Raw genomic sequence first — 20,174 nt, forward strand, 5'->3', positions numbered from 1 at the left:
AAAACTGGGGCCAAGATGCAGTACGCTTCTCTTTCCGATTTCCTCGAACGGGGGGATGCCGCGCTGGCCAAGGGGCCGGTGGCGCTTATCCTGTGCGAAGACGAGGTCGAGATTGCATCGACCCTGCGCCACCACCAGCACCTTGGGTTCAAGGCGGTGGTGGGGTTCATGCCCGAGCGCGTGTCGCTGCCGCCGGATCTGGTGAAGTTCGTCCACAGGGTCGATCATTCGGCGGTGCGCGACGGCGGCTTGGATGTGATCGTCAATGCGGTGATGCCGACGGCGGGCGATATCTGGCTCTATGGCTGCTATAATGCGGAGTACCTGTTCTATCCGTTCTGCGAAACGCGGACGATTGGCGCGATGCTTGCCTTCCACGCCGAGGAACGGCGCGACGCGATGCTAAGCTTTGTCGTTGATCTGTATGCGCGCGATCTGCACCGGTTTTCCGATGCGGTGTCCTTGGACGATGCCCATCTTGATCGGACGGGGTATTACGCGCTGGCCCGGACGGACGCCGCCAAAGGCGGGCACCCCAAGGAACGGCAGCTGGATTTCCACGGCGGACTGCGCTGGCGGTTTGAGGAACATGTGCCGCCAACACGGCGCAAGATCGACCGGGTATCAATTTTCCGGGCCCGGCCGAAGTTGAAAATGCGGGCCGATCACACTTTCGATGATGAGGAATACAACACCTATTCCTGCGCGTGGCATCACAATCTGACCGCCGCAGTGGCCTCGTTCCGCACGGCAAAGGCGCTTAAGCGTAATCCGGGATCGACGTTCGATATCGACACATTCACCTGGCACAACTCGGTGCCGTTTGAATGGCATTCCCGGCAACTGCTGGATCTGGGTTTGATGGAATCCGGGCAGTGGTTCTGAAAGGTCTCCTCTAAGCGCGGCGATTTTTCAAAAAATCGCTCCCGATCCGTCAACGGATCGGTGCCCCGCGCGCCAAGACCTCAACCAACCGTCCTGACAATCCAACTGCACCGGTCCGGCTTGGAGCACGTTCGATTTGTTGACAAATCGATACCGATCCGTTGACGGATCGGCCCCCTCAGCCCGCCTCGCACAGTTGATCGACTTGCATCGCCAGTGCCAGATCGCGTCCGCCTTGCAGTCGGCAACGGGCGCGCACCGCATGTTCGCCCGCCGCCCCGGTCACCGAGCAGCGCAGGTCTTGCGTGCCGGTGATGTCGCGCAGGCCAAACACCGCCTTGCGCCCACTGTCGCTTTCCGGCGCGGCGCAGACCAGCCCGTCGAGCACCACCGGCACCCCCGCCATCACGAATGCATTTCCGGCGAGCACGGTCTCGATCGGTCCGGACATCGTGCGCTCTTCGACGTTGGGCGCGCCGCGATGCACCTTGACCTTATCCGCGAACAGTCCAGCCGATGCAGATGCCGCCGTGTTTTCCACCTGCTCAACGGTTTCCGCCTGATCCACCGAGGCTGCAGCCGCCAAAGCATCATAGGCCGCGCGCTCTTGCGCGACGAAGGTCACCACCGCCGTCACCGCGTCGGTCAGCATCAGCTTCACCTCCGGTTCGCGCATAAGCCCGCGCGACACCATCAGCATCAGGGCAAGCGTCAACAGCCGCACCGTCCAGCGAAAGGCCCGCGATTGTTTGGCAGGTTTTGCGCCTCGGGGCTTGCGCCCGGCGTGTGTCGCCTCGCCCACAAGGGCGGTTTTGAGTTTTTGATCAGGTGTCATGGTCAAAAAAATAGCCCCGCTCCATGACTGGAACGGGGCACAAACCGGCCAGCATTGTGGCGGATCAGAGGTTTTCGGCCTGCGGCATGCCCAATACGTGAAAGCCGCCGTCGACGCGGATGATTTCGCCAGTCGTGCAGGCCCCCGCATCCGACGCCAGATAGACCGCCGTGCCGCCGACCGCCTCGAGCGTGGCATTGGCGCGCAGCGGCGCGTTCTGGTCGGTGTGCTTGTAGGTCTTGCGCGCGCCGCCAATCGCAGCCCCGGCAAGTGTCTTCATCGGACCGGGTGAAATGGCGTTGACGCGAATGCCTTCGGGGCCCAGATCGTTGGCGAGATAACGCACCGACGCCTCAAGCGCCGCTTTGGCGATGCCCATCACGTTGTAATTCGGCGTCACGCGGTTTGATCCCATATAGGTCAGGGTCAGCATGGTGCCGCCGTTTTCCACCATCAGCGGATGCGCCCGGCGGGCGATCTCGATGAAGGAATAAGCCGAGATATCCATCGAATTTTTGAAATTGTCGCGCGAGGTATTGAGCACCCGGCCCGTCAATTCATTCTTGTCGGAAAACGCGATGGCGTGGACGACGAAATCAATCGTCGGCCAGCGTTCGCCGAGCTTTTCGAACGCGTTGTCGAGCGAGGCGTCGTCGGTCACGTCCACATCGACAAGGAAATCGCTGCCCACGCTCGCCGCCAGCGGCTCGACCCGTTTGCCAAAGGCTTCGCCCTGATAGGTAAAGGCCAGCTCCGCCCCCGCCTCGGCCATCGCCTTGGCGATTCCCCATGCAATCGAGCGTTCGTTGGCCACGCCCATGACGAGGCCCCGCTTACCCTTCAAAGACTGAGACATAATTTTTTATCCGTTATATTTGCTCAGAAGCATCGAGCCATTGGTGCCGCCAAAGCCAAACGAGTTGGTCATCACCGTATCGAGACCGGCGTTTTCCTTGAGTTCGGTGGCAATCTCTTCGGGCTTCAGCGCCGGGTCGAGGGTTTCGACGTTGATCGACGGTGCGATGAAATCATGCTCGAGCATCAGCAGGCAATAGATCGCCTCTTGCGCGCCGGTGGCACCCTGGCTGTGGCCGGTCATTGATTTGGTCGAGCTGACCGGCGGGGTCGCGCCTTCGCCAAACACCCGGCGGACCGCTTCGATTTCGCCGACATCGCCCACCGGCGTCGAGGTGCCATGCGCGTTGATATAGCCGACTTTGCGGTCTTCGGGCAGGGTCGAGAGCGCGACGCGCATCGCCCGTTCGCCGCCCTCGCCCGAGGGGGCCACCATGTCAGCGCCGTCGCTGGTGGCACCATAGCCGGTGACTTCGGCATAGATCTTGGTGCCGCGTGCCAGCGCGTGATCGAGGTCTTCGAGCACCACAATCCCGCCGCCGCCGCTGATGACAAAACCATCGCGCTCGGCGTCAAAGGCACGGCTGGCCTTTTCCGGGGTGTCGTTGAATTTCGATGACATCGCGCCCATCGCATCGAACAGGCACGACAGCGTCCAGTCGAGCTCTTCGCCGCCGCCGGCAAACATCACGTCCTGTTTGCCCATCATGATCTGTTCCGCCGCATTGCCGATGCAGTGCAGCGAGGTCGAGCAGGCCGAAGTGATCGAATAGTTGATGCCCTTGATTTTGTAGGCGGTCGAGAGGTTGGCCGAGACCGTCGAACACATGGTCTTGGGCACCGCAAACGGCCCGATCCGCTTGGTCGCGCCGGATTTCAGCACGGTCTGATGTGCCGCCAGCATGGCGCTGGTCGACGGACCGCCGGAACCTGCCACCAAACCGGTGCGCGGGTTGACCACATCGCTTTCGTCCAGACCGGCGTCGGCAATCGCCTGCCCCATCGCGATATGCGCATAGGCCGCCCCCGGTCCCATGAACCGCAGCGTGCGCTTGTCGACATGATCGGCGACGTTCAGCTTGATATTGCCCGCGATCTGACTGCGGAATCCATGCTCTTTCATCTCTTCATTCGCGGTGATGCCGGATTTCCCGGCTTTCAGCGAGGCGAGTACTTCTTCGACATTGTTGCCGATGGACGAGACGATGCCCAACCCTGTGATGACGACGCGGCGCATGTGGCCTCCCTTCGTTTTGTTGCACCGTGTTTAGGGCATTGCGCCCCCCCGGAGCAAGCAGATTGGGCAGATCGGCGTGAGGGCAAAACGCAAAACGGCGCCGAAAGAACCTCGGCGCCGCAATACGTTGTGGTTGACAGGGTCAGCCGAAGGTCGCGCCATCCTCGCGCCAGACCGCGACAACGGAGGAGCGCGGAGCGCCTTCGCCATCGGGCCATGCGCCGCCGGGATGCTGTACGCCAACGAACGCCACTGTCTTGTCGAGCGACCAGCACAGGCCGGTGACTTCGGCGCCATTCGGCACGGTCATAAAGCGGGCAATCTCGCCGGTTTCGGGGTTGCCGACCAGCATCTGGTTGTTGCCCATGCCCGCGAAGTCACCTTCGTTGTCATCATCGCCGTCGGTCTGGATCCAAAGCATCCCGTCGGAGGAAAACACCATGCCGTCGGGCGAGTTGAACATATTGCCCGGCGTGACATTGTCGGACCCGCCATAGACGTTGTCATACACGTCTGGATTGCCCGCCATCACATAAAGATCCCATGTGAAGGCCTCGGTGGCATGGTTGCCCTCGGCTGCGGCCCAGCGCACGATCTGACCATAGTTGTTGGTCTCGCGCGGGTTGACGGCGTTGGTGTCCATCGCGTCGCCGCCCGGATTTGTCGCGCCTGCCGCCCGCTTGGAGTTGTTGGTCAGCGCGCAATAGGCTTCGGCTTTCAACGGGTTACAGGCCACCCACTCGGGGCGGTCCATCGTTGTCGCGCCAACAGCCGAGGCCGCCATGCGGGTGAACGCCAGAATTTCGGCCAGCTCCATCCCGGTCGCTTCAGGCGTCAGCGCCAGCCATTCGCCGGACTGGTCATCGTTGAACTTGGCAGCATAAAGCGTGCCGTCGTTGAGCAGATCGCCACCGTCCTCGCCCTCGGTCCAGGTGCCGTTGGAGACGTATTTATAGAGGAATTCACCGCGCTCATCGTCGCCCATATAGACAACCACACGGCCATCTGTGGCCTGCACCATCGCGGCGTTTTCGTGTTTGAAACGGCCCAAGGCGGTGCGTTTCACCGGGGTCGAGGCCGGGTCAGCCGGGTTGATTTCGGTGACAAAACCATGGCGGTGCGGCTCGTTGGGTTCCTGACTCAGATCATAGCGCGGATCATACACCTCATAGGCATAGCGGCCCGTGCCACCGATGCCATACCGGTTGTAGCTTTCGCCTTCGGGCATCTCGCCGGTGGCGCCGAAGTAGCCGTTAAAGTTCTCTTCGCAGGTCAGATAGGTGTTCCAGAGCGTGCGGCCCGATCCACAGTTGTTCATCGTGCCTTTGGCCACGGTGCCCGAAGGATCAGCGTTGGTTTTCACCAGATCATGCCCGGCGAGCGGGCCGGCCAGCGTCATTTCGGTCTCATGGGTGATGCGGCGGTTGAACGGGCTGTCCTTGACCACCTCATAACCATCTGCACCCGAGGTCACTTCCATGACGGTCACACCCTGAAGGTTCTTCAGCAAGGTGACTTCATCGGCGTTCTGCGGCACGCCGCCCGAGGCGGCCGGCAGGTTGATCTTGGGGTTCACATATTCGGAATTGACGGCAATGACTTCGCGGCCCTCAACGTCGAACAGCTCCATCCCGTCAGTGTTTTCGCCAAACACTTTGTCAGACATCGCCACCGGAAGCCCGGTCTCGGCGGAATAGGCCCCCTCGGCCTCGGACCAAAGCGCATCGCCCCAGCGCACCAGAACCTTATGGGTGTAGCCTTTGGGCACGTGGATCTCATGGTCGGTGGCAATGTCGATCGGCTCAAACGCAAAACCGCCATGACCGGCGGCGCGCGATACCGTCGTCGAGGACAACAGGCCAGTGCCGAAAACAGCAGCACCCGAGCCGAAGGCCAATGCGCCGCCCAGAAAACCACGGCGCGAAATGGCGCGGTCGACGACTTGGTCGAACTGGTTTCCCTCGGGGCGCGGATCGCGATGTTCGTCGAAGTCATCCCATGAAAGATCGATGAGCGTTTTATCCACCATGTCAGTATTCCCTTGCTGGACAGATTGGCGTGAGACACGCGCCGCCCGGAACGCACGGCGCAGTATGGCACAGCGCCTAACGGTCCTGCGTAACGCTTTTGCGACCACCTTATGACATTGCGATAACGTTGATAGGCGGGGCTGAAACGACAAACGCCGGAGCCCCTGCCCCGGCGTTCATCCCGTCCCTTTGCCCCTCGCGGGGGCGAAAATCTGTCGACAGATTTTTAAAATTCCATCAATGGAATTTCCACCGCAAGCGGAGAGCTTAGCTCTCGCTCAGCGCGACCTTCATGTCTTTGACCTGATAGATCACCTCGCCATCGGCTTCGACAATGCCGTCCGCCACACCCATGGTCAGCCGCCGGGTCTGGATCGCCTTGGTGAAATCGATCTTATAGGTCAGCATCTTGCGGTCGGGCCGCACCATACCGGTCAGCTTGACCTCGCCCACGCCCAGCGCATAGCCGCGCCCCAGCCAGCCGCGCCAGCCAAGGTTAAAGCCGGTCAGCTGCCACAGGCCATCAAGCCCCAGACAGCCAGGCATGATCGGGTTGCCCGGGAAGTGGCAATCAAAGAACCACAGGTCCGGCGTGATATCGAATTCCGCCAGCACATGGCCTTTGCCATGCGCGCCGCCATCGGCCGAGATTTCGGTGATCCGGTCCATCATCAGCATCGGCGGTTCCGGCAACTGCGCGTTTCCGGGGCCGAAAAGTTCGCCACGGGCGCATTTCAGGAGATCGTCTTTGTCGAAACTGGTGGGGTATTCGGCCATTCAGGCACCTTCCTCGGATGGTATGTCACTCTCACCTTCGGTTTAGCACCCCGGTGCCCGAGCGTGCAAGAGCGCGACATTTTCCAAAGACTTTGCCCCGCGCACAGGCCGCGTTTGCGCCGAGGACATTGAAACTCATTCGCGATCCCCCCTATATTGACCCAAGGCTTGATGAGCGAGGCAGGAACATGACGTCCCCAGCGAACAACCGTGGTGCATCTTGGCTGTCCGGCGCGGGGCTGCGCCCGACGCGGCAGCGGCTGACATTGGCGTCACTTCTGGTGGGCGACGGTCAAAACCGACATGTCACCGCCGAAAGCCTGTTCACCAAGGTACAAGACAGCGGCGAAAGCGTGTCGCTTGCCACCGTCTACAATACCCTGCGGGCGTTTTGTGACGCCGGGCTGATGCAAGAGGTCACGGTGGACGGCCAGAAAAGCTATTTCGACACTAACACCCACGATCACCCGCATTTCTATTGGGAGGACGAGGGTCGCCTGACCGACGCCCCCGCCGAGCAACTCAAGATCGTCTCCCTGCCCGATGCCCCCGAGGGGGCCGAGATTGCCAGCGTCGATGTGGTGATCAGGTTGCGGCGCAAGCAACGCTGAGGCCCAACCTCTGCGTGAAGCCCCACACCGCTAGTCCTGATCACGCCGCACCCGTCGCGGGCCCGCGCCTTGGGCATCGGCCCAGCCTTTCCCCATCTTGGCCCCAGTTCTGCCCCATTTCGCCGCCAATCTGTCTTTGGGGCCGGAATGCAGGAGATCGCCATGACAACGAAACTCATCAAAACCATCGGATCATGGATGTTATTGACCGCCATGTTGGCGATGTTTGCCGCGGCCACTTGGTACCTCGGAACGGGTGTCGCGCAAGTGCAAGTCGAAAGCCTGATGGTCGGCGGCTGCCTTATGTTCGGCGCGGTGGCGTTGGCCTGGGTGCGGCTCTGGTTGACCGATGCATTCGTTCAGATGTCCCGCCCCGCGCCTTTGGCCTGGGCCAGCACCATGACGCCAGACGTGGCATAAACCGCTAAATTCAAATTTTTCGTTGAAAAGACAGGCAAATGCGCCTGTCTTTTGCGTTTTGACCCCCGAACATGTGCCGCCCGCCGATCTGGCCGGCAGCCAAAGCTCCCACCTCATGATGCGATGAGAGCGCAACCTTAAGGCGGTCTTTACCTCTTGGGCGCATCATAGACCTGAGCGCCTTATGGGGAGGACGCGGCGTTTACTTGCACTTACGCAAAGGAGCGCTGCTATGTTTAAGACACTTGCCACCACCTGTTTTCTCGCCTTGATGCCCCTCGCGGCACAAACCGAAATCCGTTCGCCTGTTTCGCCGAGCGGCCCGCTTGCGGCGCGTGCGCCCAATCCACACCAGCTTCCAAACCCCGACACGCGCATGTTGCGCGTTTACGTCATGTGCATGGAGTTTGCCCGCGTCCAGATCATGGACCAGAGGCACGTCACACTCTGCGCCGCGTCCTATCAGGCGATCAAACTGGGCTTTGTCCCGGACATGTCCGTTGATCGTTTCCAAAGGCTCGACGTAAAGTCGCGCGCTGCCGTCAACCAGCGGGGCTACCTGGCATGGCTGGCCTGGAGTGCGGCTCATTCCGATCAGATTGCCGCGCTGCGCCGTGTTGCCCGCGCCCGCATTCTCGCGGCTCCAGCCTAACCGTGGATTGCGAGGGCCACAAGCGGGCCCGTCCGCCCCTCTCTGGCAGGTGTCCGTACGTTTGACCTTGCCGAGACGGCAATCCAGAAATTTAATCTATCTGGACACACTTCGAAGATCCCCGCATCCTGGCACCGCCAAACGCAATTGCGTCTTGCTGCCAGATGTCATTCCGACGACGTAAAGAGATAGAGATTTGAAGGGAGGGGGTAAATGGCGGACCGAGGAACCGCCACGGCGCATTCCGGAACATTCCCGAAAGATCCTCTTAGTTCTTTATTTTAAAACGAAATCTCCCCTTTCCCTGTCCCATTAATTCCGGCATATTCTTACGTATTCCGCCGCAAGGTGGGGGATATACTGGGGGATACGCTTTGACCGACGTTGGAATTCGGAAGCCTCAAAAAGCGCTGACTGCGCGCTTTGTCGATACTGTGACTGATCCCGGCAAATACTTTGATGGGCATGGCTTGTTTTTGCGCGTGCGCGCCAATGGTGCGAAGCAATGGGTGCAACGCATCACCATTCGCGGCAAACGAAGCGAAATCGGGTTGGGAAGCCCCCCGGCCATACCGCTGGCAACCGCGCGCAAACTGGCGCTCGAACATCGCGGCAAGGCTATGAGCGGTGGCGACCCCTTGGAGGAACGTCGCAAGGCGGCGGCAGTGCTGACCTTTGAACAGGCTGTAGAGCGCTATCTTGCCAACAAGCTGGAAGAATTCAGGAACGACAAGCACCGCAAACAATGGCGCTCGACACTCGACACCTATGCAAACCCGATTCTTGGGGCGAAACGTGTTGGCGACATTGTTGTGCAAGACGTGCTGCGCGTGCTGGAACCGATCTGGCAAACCAAGACAGTCACCGCCAAGCGGTTGCGCGGGCGCATCGAAAGCGTGCTGTCTTGGGCGACTGTGGCCGGATACCGAACCGGCGACAATCCGGCGCGATGGAAAGGCAATCTTGCCGAGATCCTGCCCAAGCCGTCCAAGGTCGCGAAAAGCGGCAACCACCCCGCTTTGGCGCTGAGCGATGCATCGGAATGGTGGCGCAACCTTGCACAGCGCGAAGGCATGGCGGCGCAGGCTCTGCAATTCCTGACCCTGACCGCAGCCAGATCTGGCGAAGTGCGTGGCATGACATGGGATGAACTGCACCTTGGCCGCGATGTTAACCCTGCCAGCCACCCGCTTGCGACACCCGCGACAATAGCGACATGGACGATACCTGCGGAACGGATGAAGGCAGAGCGCGAACATCGCGTTCCATTGACACCCGAAGCGGTGGCGCTTTTGCGTGCCCTGCCCCGGATGGATGGCAGCCCCTATGTGTTTTTCGCCCAGCGCGGCGGAATGTTGTCGGATATGTCAATTTCTGCAGTTATGCGCCGGATGCAGGAAAGTGAAGTCAAAGCGGGGCATTTGGGCTTTGTAGACCCGCAGAACAAACGCCCCGCCGTGCCGCATGGGCTTCGCTCGACCTTTCGCCAGTGGGCCGCCGAGCAAGGCTATCCTCGCGATATGGCGGAAATCGCGCTGGCCCACTTCATCGGGTCTGATGTGGAACGGGCATATCAGCGCAGCGACATGCTGGAACGGCGGCGGGCGATGATGTGCGCTTGGGTAGAATTTCTTGGCGATAACACACGCAATAATCTAGTGATGATGGGTGATTTCTTATGAGTGAATGGGGACTTCCTGACTGGAAACTTGACGAACCTTATACCAAAACTGGCAAGTGGTCACTAGCTCGGTGGCGCTGGGAATTTTGGCGTCGCCGCGACGATTACCGAAGCGAAGCAATGCACTTTATTGCTACGCAAAAATTTCTTGACGGCGAAATTAAAAAACGGAACGTGAACCCTTGCGCTGATGCGATATGTTCGTGCGAAACACTTTCCAATGAACTTGAATTGATCCATAGGCGGTTTTTTAAGAAATGGGGATTCGCCGGTGCACTCGACCCCAGAATCTCCGAGCAACCCCATGATCACTTGTTAACCTGGGACCACGGTGGTGTGAGTTACATGGAAGGGAGTCCAATCGAACGCACCGAACACCGTGCATCCATGAACTTAGCACCCAATCAACTTGCTATATCGATCAACTTAGATCGCCCACTTGCAGAGCAGCTAAAGTTGGCGAAAAGTGCTGCGGAGGAAGTCCAGTTTAAACGTCACGGCGTACTAATAAAGAAGCCTCGGCATAGAAAAAAATGGCCCGACTACCTTAGGCTCAGGACCCATTGATCTGCTTGAGGCTACGTCGGCAGCGTGATTCAAGCTCCCAAACTGACGGGGGTGATGATGAGCAACCTTTTCTGGCTAACGGACGCGCAGATGGACCGGCTTCGGCCGTTTTTTCCCAAGAGCCATGGCAAGCCGCGGGTGGATGACCGGCGTGTTCTGAGTGGGATAATATTCATCAATCGCAATGGCTTGCGCTGGTGCGACGCGCCCGCGGAATACGGCCCGGCCAAAACGCTCTATAACCGCTGGAAACGATGGAGCGACAAGGGCATTTTCGCGAGGATGATGCACGGCCTTGCGTCGGAGGCAGCGGTTCCAAAGACGGTGATGATCGACGCGACCTATCTGAAGGCGCACCGCACGGCGAGCAGTCTGCGGTCGAAAAAGGGGGGCCCGACGACCAGCGGGGGCGCGCGATCGGCCGAACCAAAGGCGGCATGAACACCAAGCTGCATGCCGTCACCGATGCCGAGGGACGACCGATCCGGTTTTTCATGACCGCGGGCCAGGTCAGCGACTACACCGGCGCTGCGGCCCTTCTTGGCAGCCTGCCATCGGCACAATGGCTTCTGGCCGACCGGGGCTATGACGCCGACTGGTTCAGGGAAGCGTTGAAAGACAAGGAGATAAAGCCCTGCATCCCTGGCCGGAAGTCCCGCGCCAAGCCCGTCAAATACGACAAGCGCCGCTACAAACGCCGCAACAGGATCGAGATCATGTTCGGGCGCCTGAAGGACTGGCGCAGGATTGCCACACGCTACGACCGATGCCCGAAAGTCTTCCTCTCCGCCATCGCCCTCGCCGCAACCGTCATGTTCTGGCTATGAAACGAGAACGAGTCCTGACCCTAACCCTTTGCGCGAAAGCCCAAAAGCACTGGCCGCAATCGTCGCTTTGGAGCGCCACGGTTGGCTTGCACCACTCGACCCCGGAACCATCGTGCGCGGGGCGGCAAGGAAAGAGGCTTGGCGAATCGTCAAAGGGGATGGCGATGTGGTTTGATGTAAATTCTGCCCTTGCTGAAATTTAATGCGGTCAGAGGGCCGCATTTAATGCCTTGCCCGATAGGACATGCACAAATCCTTCTGCGCCTGTCGCAAGTGTCGCGGATGTCGCAACCACCTCGGCACAGAAGCCGCCAAACATTGAGGCCCTTGGCAGAATAGCCGCGACAACAGAGCCTTTCCCGCACAGGGTTTCTGTCGCAGGCCGCCCCCTTACTTGGACTGGCGAGGTTGTCTCACTCGAAACTTGGCGAAATATGTCCGCATGGGATCGATACGGCCCAAATGGCAGGCATTGGTGCGGCACCTCAAAAGAGTGGCGTTTTTAAACCTAGACGACCTAATATTTATCAAGTTCAATTATTACGCGAGCCAAATTATTTTATTGGCCGTTCCTATTTCGGTGACGCGTTTTGATTGTAGAAGACTTCATTGCCAAATGGTCGCTATCTGGCGGCAGTGAACGGGCGAACTTCCAATCCTTCGCAAACGAACTCTGTGACGTGCTAGGCGTGCCCACGCCCGACCCGGCAACCCAACACGCGCGCTCCGATGCCTATTGCTTTGAACGCCCCGTGACCTTCATTCACACAGGCAGCCAATCGCGCGGCTTTATTGACCTCTACAATGCTGGTCATTTCGTGATGGAGGCCAAGCAAGGCACCGATGCCAAACCCGTCACGGACGACACCCAGCCCGACCTCTTGCCCGACTTGCCCAAAGCCACCCGCGCGGGCCACGGCAAACGCGGCACCCGGCGGTGGGATGACACCATGCTGCGCGCCCGCAATCAGGCGGATGGCTATGCCCGCGCCGTGTCGCGCAATGATGGCTGGCCGCCGTTCCTGCTGGTGGTGGACGTGGGCCATGTGATCGAGGTTTACGCGGATTTCTCCGGCCAAGGTCAGGGATACACCCAATACCCCGATGGCCGCCGCTATCGCATCACGATGGACGATCTACGCGACGAAAAGATCCGCGAACGCTTGGCCCTGATCTGGACCGATCCCCACGCGCTTGATCCCTCAAAGGTGGCGGCGCGGGTCACGCGCGAGGTGGCCGATAGGCTGGCCGCACTGGGCCGCTCGTTTGAAGGCCAAGGCCACGAACCCGAAACCGTGGCGCGCTTTCTGATGCGCTGTCTGTTCACCATGTTTGCCGAGGATGTGGACCTGATCCCGCACGGCTGTTTCTCTGATCTGCTGCAAAAGCTGCGCGGCCACCCGGAACATGCCGCCCCGTCGCTCAAATCCCTGTGGGACACCATGAACACCGGCGGCTTTTCCGCCGTGCTTACAACCGATCTGATGCGGTTCAACGGTGGGCTGTTCAAAGATGCCGACGCCCTGCCCCTGTCGAATATCCAGCTTTCCCTGCTGATCGACGCCGCCCAATGCGACTGGCGCGAAGTGGAACCGGCGATTTTCGGCACCCTGCTCGAACGCGCGCTGGACAAGAAACAGCGGCACAAACTGGGCGCGCACTATACCCCGCGCGCCTATGTCGAGCGGTTGGTGGTGCCGACCATCATGGAACCGCTGCGCGCCGATTGGCGCAATGTGCAGGCGGCGGCGCTGACCCTTGCCAATCAAGGCCGCGAAAAGGAAGCCCGCGACACCGTGAGCGCCTTTCACCAGCAACTATGCGAAACCCGCGTGCTGGATCCGGCATGTGGCAGCGGCAATTTCCTGTACGTCGCGCTCGAACTGATGAAACGGCTAGAGGGCGAAGTCACCGTGCTTTTGTCCGAACTGGGCGAGGAACAGACCGCGCTGGCGCTGGCCGGGTACACAGTCGACCCGCATCAATTCCTTGGGCTAGAGCTAAACCCCTGGGCGGCGGCGGTGGCGGAACTGGTGCTGTGGATCGGCTATCTGCAATGGCACTTCCGCACCTATGGCAAGGCCAGCCCGTCCGAGCCGGTGCTGCGCGACTTCCACAATATCGAGAATCGCGATGCGGTGCTGACCTATTCCGGCACCTCGCCCCGGCTGGATGACGCAGGCGCGCCCGTAACCCGCTGGGACGGCACCACCACGATCACGCATTCTGTGACGGGGGAACAGGTGCCCGACCCATCGGCCCGCGTGCCGGTGCTGGACTATCACGACCCCAAGCCCGCGACTTGGCCCGAAGCGGAATTCATCGTCGGCAACCCGCCGTTTATCGGAGCCAGCCGGATGCGCGAAGCGCTGGGCGATGGCTATGCCGAGGCGTTGTGGAAAGCCTATCCAAAGATGCCGCAAAGCGCGGATTTCGTGATGTTCTGGTGGGAAAAGGCGGCGTTGGCGACGCGCGGTTGGAAACCGGCAGCGGCGAAAACCCGTGCCAAAGGCACACGGCGCTTTGGCCTGATCACCACCAATTCGCTGCGCCAGACGTTCAATCGCAAGGTGCTGGCCCCGCATTTGGGCGATCCGAAAAAGCCGCTGTCGCTGATGTTTGCGATTCCCGACCACCCTTGGGTGGATGCGGGCGACGGCGCGGCGGTGCGGATTGCCATGACGGTGGGCATGGCGGGAAACCACATGGGGCGGCTTGTGACCGTGACCCGCGAAGACAAAGGCCTAACGGAAGCCGAGGGCCGCCCGGTGGACCTATCGATTGAGAAGGGCAAGATTTTTTCCAATCTGCGGATTGGGGCGGATGTGGCGGGCGCTGTTGCTTTGAAGGCGAATGCGGGTTTGGCGCACATGGGCGTAAAGCTGCATGGCTTAGGCTTCTTAATATCTCCGCCCGAAGCGTGCGAATTGGGTTTGGGGTCGGTTCAAGATTTGGAAAAGCATATTCGCCCGTACCTTAGCGGACGCGACCTTGTACAAACACCACGACAAATTTTCGCAATCGACTTGTTTGGTCTAACCGAGGCCGAAGCGAGAGCGCGCTTCCCGGCAGTCTATCAACATGTTCACGATCGAGTAAAGCCCGAGCGCGACCAGAACAATCGTGACACTTATAAAAGGAATTGGTGGATATTTGGTGAGCCAAGACGCGAACTGCGTCCTGTTCTAACTGGGATCAATCGGTATCTAGCCACAACTCGCACTGCGAAACATAGGCTGTTTACTTTTGTCGAAACGAAGGCAATTTCCGAAAGCAAGCTTGTAGTGATCGGTTCGGAGGATGCCGCGTCTATGGCTATTCTTAGCTCAAAGACACACGAAAAATGGGCGCTGGCCAATGGGTCGTTTCTAGAAGATCGACCAAATTACAATCACACCGAGTGCTTCAATAAATTCTCTTTCCCCGACCTCACCGACCAACAGAGAACCCATCTCCGCGCCCTTGGCGAAGAGCTTGACGCCCATCGCAAGGCGCAACAGGCCGCGCATCCCAAGCTGACCCTGACCCAGATGTACAACGTGCTCGAAAAGCTGCGCGCCAGTGACAAGACCGGCGACCGGATCGAAGGCAAGGACCGCGAGATTTACGACCAAGGCCTGATCGGCCTCTTGCGCGACATTCACGACCGCATCGATACGGCGGTGGCCGAGGCCTATGGCTGGCCCGCTGACCTGTCCGACGATGATATCCTGCACCGGCTGGTGGACCTTAACCGCGCCCGCGCCGCAGAGGAAGCCCAAGGCATCGTCCGCTGGCTGCGCCCCGAATACCAGAACCCCGAGGGCCACGCGGCACAGGCCAAAGGCGCACAGGACGCGATGGATCTTGGCCCCAAGGACAGCGCCGCCAAACCGCCCTTTCCCAAGACCCTGCCCGACCAAATCGCCGCCGTGCGCGAAACGCTGGCCGATCTGGGCGAAGCCACCCCGGAACAGGTTGCCCGCAGCTTTAAACGTGGCCGCGCGCAAACCGTCGGGCCATTGCTGGAAAGCCTGACCCTGCTGGGCCACGCCCGCGCCGTCGAAAACGGGCGCTTTGCCATGTGATTGGCGCGGCGCTATAGTCTGACTGAAAGCATCAGGAAATAAGTCACGAGACTTATGCGAGGCAAGACATGACAGGCGACCTGACCCATTCCGACCGGACACCGGAAAAAACCAAAGAGCGCAGGCCACCCCGCATCGCGCTCGACTGGGCTGACAACGGCGCGTTGACCATGGCACTCAGCGGCTCTTGGGGGCGCATCGTGAACGCGGTTGAGAACACCTCAGTTTTCAATGGTCTGACGACGCAGACCGCAATGCTTGGATCACATGGGCATCGAATCGACGCAGAGGCCACGGATTTCGCGCTGGGATTCGTGGATGCAATGAAACCGCGCGACGCAGCCGAGGCCTTGCTGTTGGCTCAAATGGCCGCGACGCATCAAGCCACCATGATGATGGCGCGCCGGTTGAACCATGTTGAGACGATCCCGCAACAGGACGCCGCCGAAAAGGCTTTGAACAAGCTGGGCCGCACTTATGCGTCACAGATGGACACGCTGAAACGCTATCGCAGCAAAGGCCAGACCGTGCGCGTTGAACGCGTGACAGTGGAAAGCGGCGGGCAAGCCGTGGTGGGCCATGTGACCCGAGGGGGGGCGCATGATGAAACATGACGCTTACCCCATGCACTGCGCTGCCCGCTGTACCGCAAAATCGAAACGCTCCGGCCTGCCCTGCAAAAGCCCGGCGGTGCGTGGCTGGAGCGTATGCCGGATGCACGGTGCGCGCGGCGGTGCCGCTCCGGGCCGTGACCATCCCAACTATCGCCACGGTGCCCGCAGTCAGGACGCCACAGCACTGCGCAAGGAAATCACCGCGATTCTGAAAGGTGCAAAATCACAGGAACGGCTGATTCTGGACAGTCTCAAAGCACCGTGACATTCCGCCGAATTCCGGGGAAAGCCAATTCAAGGTGGGGGATATCGTGGGGGATAGGGTTTTGACTAGGCCAATAGAAACAATGACTTAAAGGGGGTAAATGGCGGACCGAGGAGGATTCGAACCCCCGACCCCCTGATTCGTAGTCAGGTACTCTATCCAGCTGAGCTATCGGTCCGTTGAGCCGGGGTTTAAGTCAGGCACTTCAGATGTGCAAGTGCGAATTTTCAAGAAATTTACATCTCTCCGCGCGGCAGGCAAATCTCGAAGACAGAGCCGCGTTCGCCGGTCTCGAGCAGCGCCAGCGTGCCGCCGTGGCCGCGGATCAATTCAGCCGAAATCGCCAGGCCCAGCCCACTGCCGCCCTTGCGCGCGCCACCTTGGAATGCCTTGAACAGATGCTCTTTGGCCTTGGGGGGAAGCCCCGGCCCGGTGTCCGACATGCAGATCCGCCAATGATCATCCGTTTCTTCGGCAAATATATTGATCTCACCGGGTTTTCCCGTCGCCATGATCGCCTGACGCGCATTGCGCACCATATTCGACATCACCCGGTGCAGCTGTTCGGCATCGGCGCGCAGATGCAATGTGGCGGGCACGTCTTCGGAATAGCTCAGGTCATAGTCGCCCGTGGCCAGCCGTTCGCTTTCCACCACATCCGACACCAGCTCGGCCAGATGAACCCGCGTCAGCGTCGGCGCAGGCTCTTCGGCGCGACCAAATGCCAGCGTGCTTTCGCACAGATGCACCGCACGGGTGATCGAATTCACCAGCTTGGGCGCAAGCCGTTTGACGCCGGGATCTTCCGACATCTCGATCCGGTCGGTAAATAGCTGCGCCGAGGTGAGGATGTTGCGCAAATCATGGCTCACACGCGCCACTGCTCCGCCCAATTGGGCCAGCCGCTCTTTTTGCTTAAGCGCATGGGTCAGCTCGGTTTCCAGCATCTTGAGCGCTTCTTCGGCCTCGCGCAGTTCGCTCACGCCAGCCGAGGGCTGGATGATGCGCCGGCCATCTTCGGGCGCCGCGGCATAGGCCTTCATCTGGCCCACCACCCGCTTGATCGGCTTCACGAGGAACACCCGCACCGCGAGAAACAAAAGAAAGGCGGTGGCGACCGAAATCACCGCCGACAGGAACAGGATACGCAGGCCATAATCGATCATCGCCGTGCGCAGGGGGGCGGTTTCCATCGACACCTCGATCAACAGCCCAGCGTCGCGCAACGGGTTGCCGATCACGCGGATGATCCGGGGTTCGGTGTCAATCAGCCGCTGCATCGCATGCATGATCAACGTCGCCGGCGGTGCATCGCGCAGATCATAGGTCGCAAATATCGGTCCGGGCATGGGCGACGACAGGATAAGCTGCCGTGCCTCATCCCGCCGCAGAACCACGTTATAGACGCCCGCATTGCGCAACAGCTCTTCTTCGAGGTCGGCATCGATCATGTCATTGGCCAACAGCGACAACGACGCGATCTGCGCGCGTTCCAGGTGCCCAAGCAGATAATCCTCGCGGAATCGCGCCACAGACGGAACAAACACCATGATCTCTGCCAACATCACAAAGACGGTGGTCAGGATCAGGAAACGCCCGGACAGCGAATTGAGCATATGCAGCCTATCCCTTACGGCACCCAGCGCTGAACCAAGCCGACGATGCGCTTGACCGTTGGATTATCAAACAATCTGGGTGAGAAATAGGCCCCGGCTGCGCGTTTGTTAACCTCCCCCACCGTGGGGTAAGGCGACACCATCGCGGAAATCTGGCTCATCTTGAGCTTGTTGGCGATGGCAAGCGACCACAGATTGATCAATTCGCCCGCTTGATGGCCCGCGATGGACACCCCAACAGGGCGACCCTTGACCACCATCACCTTGATCAGCCCGGCGGTCTTGCGCTCGGCAATCAGCCGGTCGTTGTGTTCGAACGCAAAACGCACCACTTCCAGTTTGTCGCCATGTTCGTCGCGCGCCTGCGCCTCGGTCAGACCCACTTGCGACAGTTCCGGCGCGGTGTAAGTGGCCCAAGGAATATGCGCTGTCGAGGTCTTGGCCGGCAGGCCAAACAGCGCCGAGCGGATCACGATACCGGCGTGATAGCCCGCGACATGGGTGAATTGCAGGCCGCCCGCCACATCGCCAATCGCATAGACCTTGCGGTTGCTGGTTTTCAGACTGTCATCCACCTTGATCCCAGCCTTGGTGGTCTCGATCCCGGCCTTGTCGAGGTCGAGCTTGTCGATGTTGGATTTGCGCCCCACCGCCATCAGCAGGTGTGAGCCCTTGAAGATGCGGCCATCTTTGGCCTCGACTTCAATCGCCCCGGCCTGGCCGCGAATCTCGGCCGCGAGCGCGTCTTCGGCAATCTCGATGCCCTCGACGCGCATCTGGTCCAGCACGATGGCGGCGGTTTCGGGGTCATCCTTGCCCAGCGCCTTCATGCCTTCGATCACGGTAACCTTGCAGCCGAGCCGCCGGTGCGCCTGCGCCATCTCCATGCCGATGGGGCCGCCGCCGATGATCAGCAGGTGATCGGGTCGGTCGCGCAGGTTGAACAGGGTTTCATTGGTCTCATAGGGCACGTTCTCCAGCCCCGGAATCGGCGGCACCAGTGGCGAAGACCCGGTGGCAATCACAATTCGGCGGGCTGTGATCAGGTGGTCGCCCGCCTGCACCTCGGTGTCCGAGACAAAGCGGCCAAATTCGCTGATGACCCGCACGCCCAATCCTTCGAAACGTTCCACCGAATCGACCGGGGCGATCTGGGCAATGACGCCGTGCACATGATCCTTGGCCGCGCCGTAATCGACCGATGGCGTCACATCCGCCACACCGTAGGGGCTGGCGTGAGATTGGGCATACGCCGCTTTTCCGCTGGCAATCAACGCCTTGGAGGGCACACAGCCGTAGTTGAGGCAATCGCCACCCATCTTGTGGCCTTCAAGAAGGACAACCTGCGCGCCCATTTGCACCGCGCCCGCCGCCACAGAAAGCCCGCCAGAGCCGCCGCCGATCACGAGGATATCTGTTTTGATCTTTTCCATGCTCAAATCTCTTTCTTGCCGCGAATGGCGCGGATCACGATGGGCAGTGCGGCAAGCACGGAAAGTCCGAGCAGTGGGCCGAGGATATGCGGCTCCCACAACAGGCTGAGATCGGGGCTTTCGCCACGGTCGAACACCGCGCCGAGGCCCACACCGATTGAGGTAAAGACGATGGCACCGGGGATGATTCCCACCGCTGTCGTCCAAACGAAATTCCGGAATTTCACCCCAACAAGCGCTGGCAATAGGTTGGCCACAAAGAACGGCACTGCGGGCACAAGGCGCAGCAGCAAAAGCACGCTGATCTCGTTGTCGCGCAGGCCTTCCTTGATCTTGCGGACCGTACCTTCAGAGGATTCCAGCTTGGCCGTCAGTGACGCGCCCAGCCCCCAACGTGCGGCGAGAAAGATCGCCGTTGCGCCGATGGTCGCGGCCGTCACGTTGAACGCAGAGCCCGCCGCCAGCCCAAAAAGGAACCCGCCCGTGACCGAGGCCACCGCCGCGCCGGGCAGTGAAAAGGCGACGATGGTGATGTAGATGGCGACAAACGCCAGCGCCATCAGCACGTAGTTGCTGTCCCGCCAGCCGAGCAGCAGGTCGCGGTTTTCCCTTAATGTCTCGAAGCTGAGATAATCGCGAAGGGTAAAGAATCCGATAATCGCTGCCGCCACGATGGCAATCAGCGGCAGGTGGCGGATCAGGCCGGGGCGGGTCTCTGATGAGGACGAAGGAGATGTCATATCGGTCATTCTATCTGGGTTTCCTGTGGCTGGCGTCTTGTTTGTGATTAAAACATGTGGCC

18 protein-coding genes and 1 tRNA gene are annotated in these 20,174 nt (G+C 60.2%); 10 read left to right on the forward strand and 9 right to left on the reverse strand.

Going from position 1 to position 20,174, the window contains the following annotated elements; all coding sequences use genetic code 11:
- The first annotated feature begins 15 nt into the window (after nucleotides 1–15).
- Nucleotides 16–885 carry a hypothetical protein gene (locus tag ACW9UO_RS08115; RefSeq protein WP_457088461.1) on the forward strand — a complete coding sequence of 290 codons (870 nt, stop codon included), beginning with the start codon at nucleotides 16–18 and terminating at the stop codon, nucleotides 883–885.
- A gap of 178 nt (nucleotides 886–1,063) precedes the next feature.
- Here the strand turns inward: ACW9UO_RS08115 and ACW9UO_RS08120 are convergent, their stop codons facing one another.
- The 5 genes from ACW9UO_RS08120 to fabA form a co-directional block, all read right to left on the reverse strand.
- Entirely contained in the window at nucleotides 1,064–1,720 is a 657-nt protein-coding gene (locus tag ACW9UO_RS08120; RefSeq protein WP_457088462.1) for a hypothetical protein, read from the reverse strand.
- Nucleotides 1,721–1,784: 64 nt separating this feature from the next.
- Nucleotides 1,785–2,576, reverse strand: a complete 792-nt coding sequence (locus tag ACW9UO_RS08125; protein ID WP_457088463.1) for an enoyl-ACP reductase FabI — start codon at nucleotides 2,574–2,576, stop codon at nucleotides 1,785–1,787.
- A 6-nt stretch (nucleotides 2,577–2,582) separates the two neighbouring features.
- Nucleotides 2,583–3,812: a beta-ketoacyl-ACP synthase I gene (gene fabB / locus ACW9UO_RS08130; protein WP_457088464.1), complete on the reverse strand. Its 1,230-nt coding sequence runs from the start codon at nucleotides 3,810–3,812 to the stop codon at nucleotides 2,583–2,585.
- A 142-nt stretch (nucleotides 3,813–3,954) separates the two neighbouring features.
- Nucleotides 3,955–5,841 carry a PhoX family protein gene (locus ACW9UO_RS08135; RefSeq protein WP_457088465.1) on the reverse strand — a complete coding sequence of 629 codons (1,887 nt, stop codon included), beginning with the start codon at nucleotides 5,839–5,841 and terminating at the stop codon, nucleotides 3,955–3,957.
- Nucleotides 5,842–6,109: 268 nt separating this feature from the next.
- Nucleotides 6,110–6,619 (reverse strand): bifunctional 3-hydroxydecanoyl-ACP dehydratase/trans-2-decenoyl-ACP isomerase, encoded by a 510-nt coding sequence (gene fabA / locus ACW9UO_RS08140; RefSeq protein ID WP_457088466.1) that lies wholly within the window; start codon nucleotides 6,617–6,619, stop codon nucleotides 6,110–6,112.
- A 188-nt stretch (nucleotides 6,620–6,807) separates the two neighbouring features.
- Here fabA and irrA point away from each other — a divergent pair, with 188 nt between their 5' ends.
- The 9 genes from irrA to ACW9UO_RS08185 all read left to right on the forward strand — a co-directional run bounded on the left by irrA (nucleotide 6,808) and on the right by ACW9UO_RS08185 (nucleotide 16,323).
- Nucleotides 6,808–7,230, forward strand: coding sequence for an iron response transcriptional regulator IrrA (irrA, locus tag ACW9UO_RS08145; RefSeq protein ID WP_457088467.1), 423 nt, complete (start codon nucleotides 6,808–6,810; stop codon nucleotides 7,228–7,230).
- Between the two features lie 162 nt (nucleotides 7,231–7,392).
- The gene (locus ACW9UO_RS08150; protein WP_457088468.1) at nucleotides 7,393–7,650 is read left to right on the forward strand and encodes a hypothetical protein; all 258 of its coding nucleotides are present in this window, start codon (nucleotides 7,393–7,395) and stop codon (nucleotides 7,648–7,650) included.
- Between the two features lie 232 nt (nucleotides 7,651–7,882).
- Nucleotides 7,883–8,302, forward strand: coding sequence for a hypothetical protein (locus ACW9UO_RS08155; protein WP_457088469.1), 420 nt, complete (start codon nucleotides 7,883–7,885; stop codon nucleotides 8,300–8,302).
- 374 nt (nucleotides 8,303–8,676) lie between these two features.
- Nucleotides 8,677–9,984, forward strand: a complete 1,308-nt coding sequence (locus ACW9UO_RS08160; RefSeq protein ID WP_457088470.1) for a tyrosine-type recombinase/integrase — start codon at nucleotides 8,677–8,679, stop codon at nucleotides 9,982–9,984.
- The gene (locus ACW9UO_RS08165) at nucleotides 9,981–10,550 is read left to right on the forward strand and encodes a hypothetical protein (protein ID WP_457088471.1); all 570 of its coding nucleotides are present in this window, start codon (nucleotides 9,981–9,983) and stop codon (nucleotides 10,548–10,550) included. The genes ACW9UO_RS08160 and ACW9UO_RS08165 overlap by 4 nt, the downstream gene beginning before the upstream one ends.
- 57 nt (nucleotides 10,551–10,607) lie before the next feature.
- Nucleotides 10,608–11,377 (forward strand): IS5 family transposase gene (locus ACW9UO_RS08170; protein WP_457088577.1). Its coding sequence is split into 2 segments (ribosomal slippage): nucleotides 10,608–10,944 and nucleotides 10,944–11,377, totalling 771 coding nucleotides; the frame shifts between segments, so codons are not numbered across the junction.
- A gap of 590 nt (nucleotides 11,378–11,967) precedes the next feature.
- Entirely contained in the window at nucleotides 11,968–15,444 is a 3,477-nt protein-coding gene (locus ACW9UO_RS08175) for a class I SAM-dependent DNA methyltransferase (protein ID WP_457088472.1), read from the forward strand.
- Nucleotides 15,445–15,512: 68 nt separating this feature from the next.
- Entirely contained in the window at nucleotides 15,513–16,058 is a 546-nt protein-coding gene (locus tag ACW9UO_RS08180) for a hypothetical protein (protein WP_457088473.1), read from the forward strand.
- The gene (locus tag ACW9UO_RS08185) at nucleotides 16,045–16,323 is read left to right on the forward strand and encodes a hypothetical protein (protein ID WP_457088474.1); all 279 of its coding nucleotides are present in this window, start codon (nucleotides 16,045–16,047) and stop codon (nucleotides 16,321–16,323) included. Before ACW9UO_RS08180 ends, ACW9UO_RS08185 begins: the two co-directional genes overlap by 14 nt.
- A gap of 101 nt (nucleotides 16,324–16,424) precedes the next feature.
- On the opposite strand, the gene ACW9UO_RS08190 is transcribed toward ACW9UO_RS08185, so the two are convergent.
- The 4 genes from ACW9UO_RS08190 to ACW9UO_RS08205 form a co-directional block, all read right to left on the reverse strand.
- Nucleotides 16,425–16,501, reverse strand: a tRNA-Arg gene (locus ACW9UO_RS08190).
- Between the two features lie 58 nt (nucleotides 16,502–16,559).
- Nucleotides 16,560–17,939, reverse strand: coding sequence for a sensor histidine kinase (locus tag ACW9UO_RS08195; RefSeq protein ID WP_457088475.1), 1,380 nt, complete (start codon nucleotides 17,937–17,939; stop codon nucleotides 16,560–16,562).
- Nucleotides 17,940–17,953: 14 nt separating this feature from the next.
- Nucleotides 17,954–19,372, reverse strand: coding sequence for a dihydrolipoyl dehydrogenase family protein (locus tag ACW9UO_RS08200; protein ID WP_457088476.1), 1,419 nt, complete (start codon nucleotides 19,370–19,372; stop codon nucleotides 17,954–17,956).
- A gap of 2 nt (nucleotides 19,373–19,374) precedes the next feature.
- The gene (locus ACW9UO_RS08205; RefSeq protein WP_457088624.1) at nucleotides 19,375–20,112 is read right to left on the reverse strand and encodes a TVP38/TMEM64 family protein; all 738 of its coding nucleotides are present in this window, start codon (nucleotides 20,110–20,112) and stop codon (nucleotides 19,375–19,377) included.
- Nucleotides 20,113–20,174 lie beyond the last annotated feature (62 nt).

The sequence above is a fragment of the Marinovum sedimenti genome, assembly GCF_054052205.1.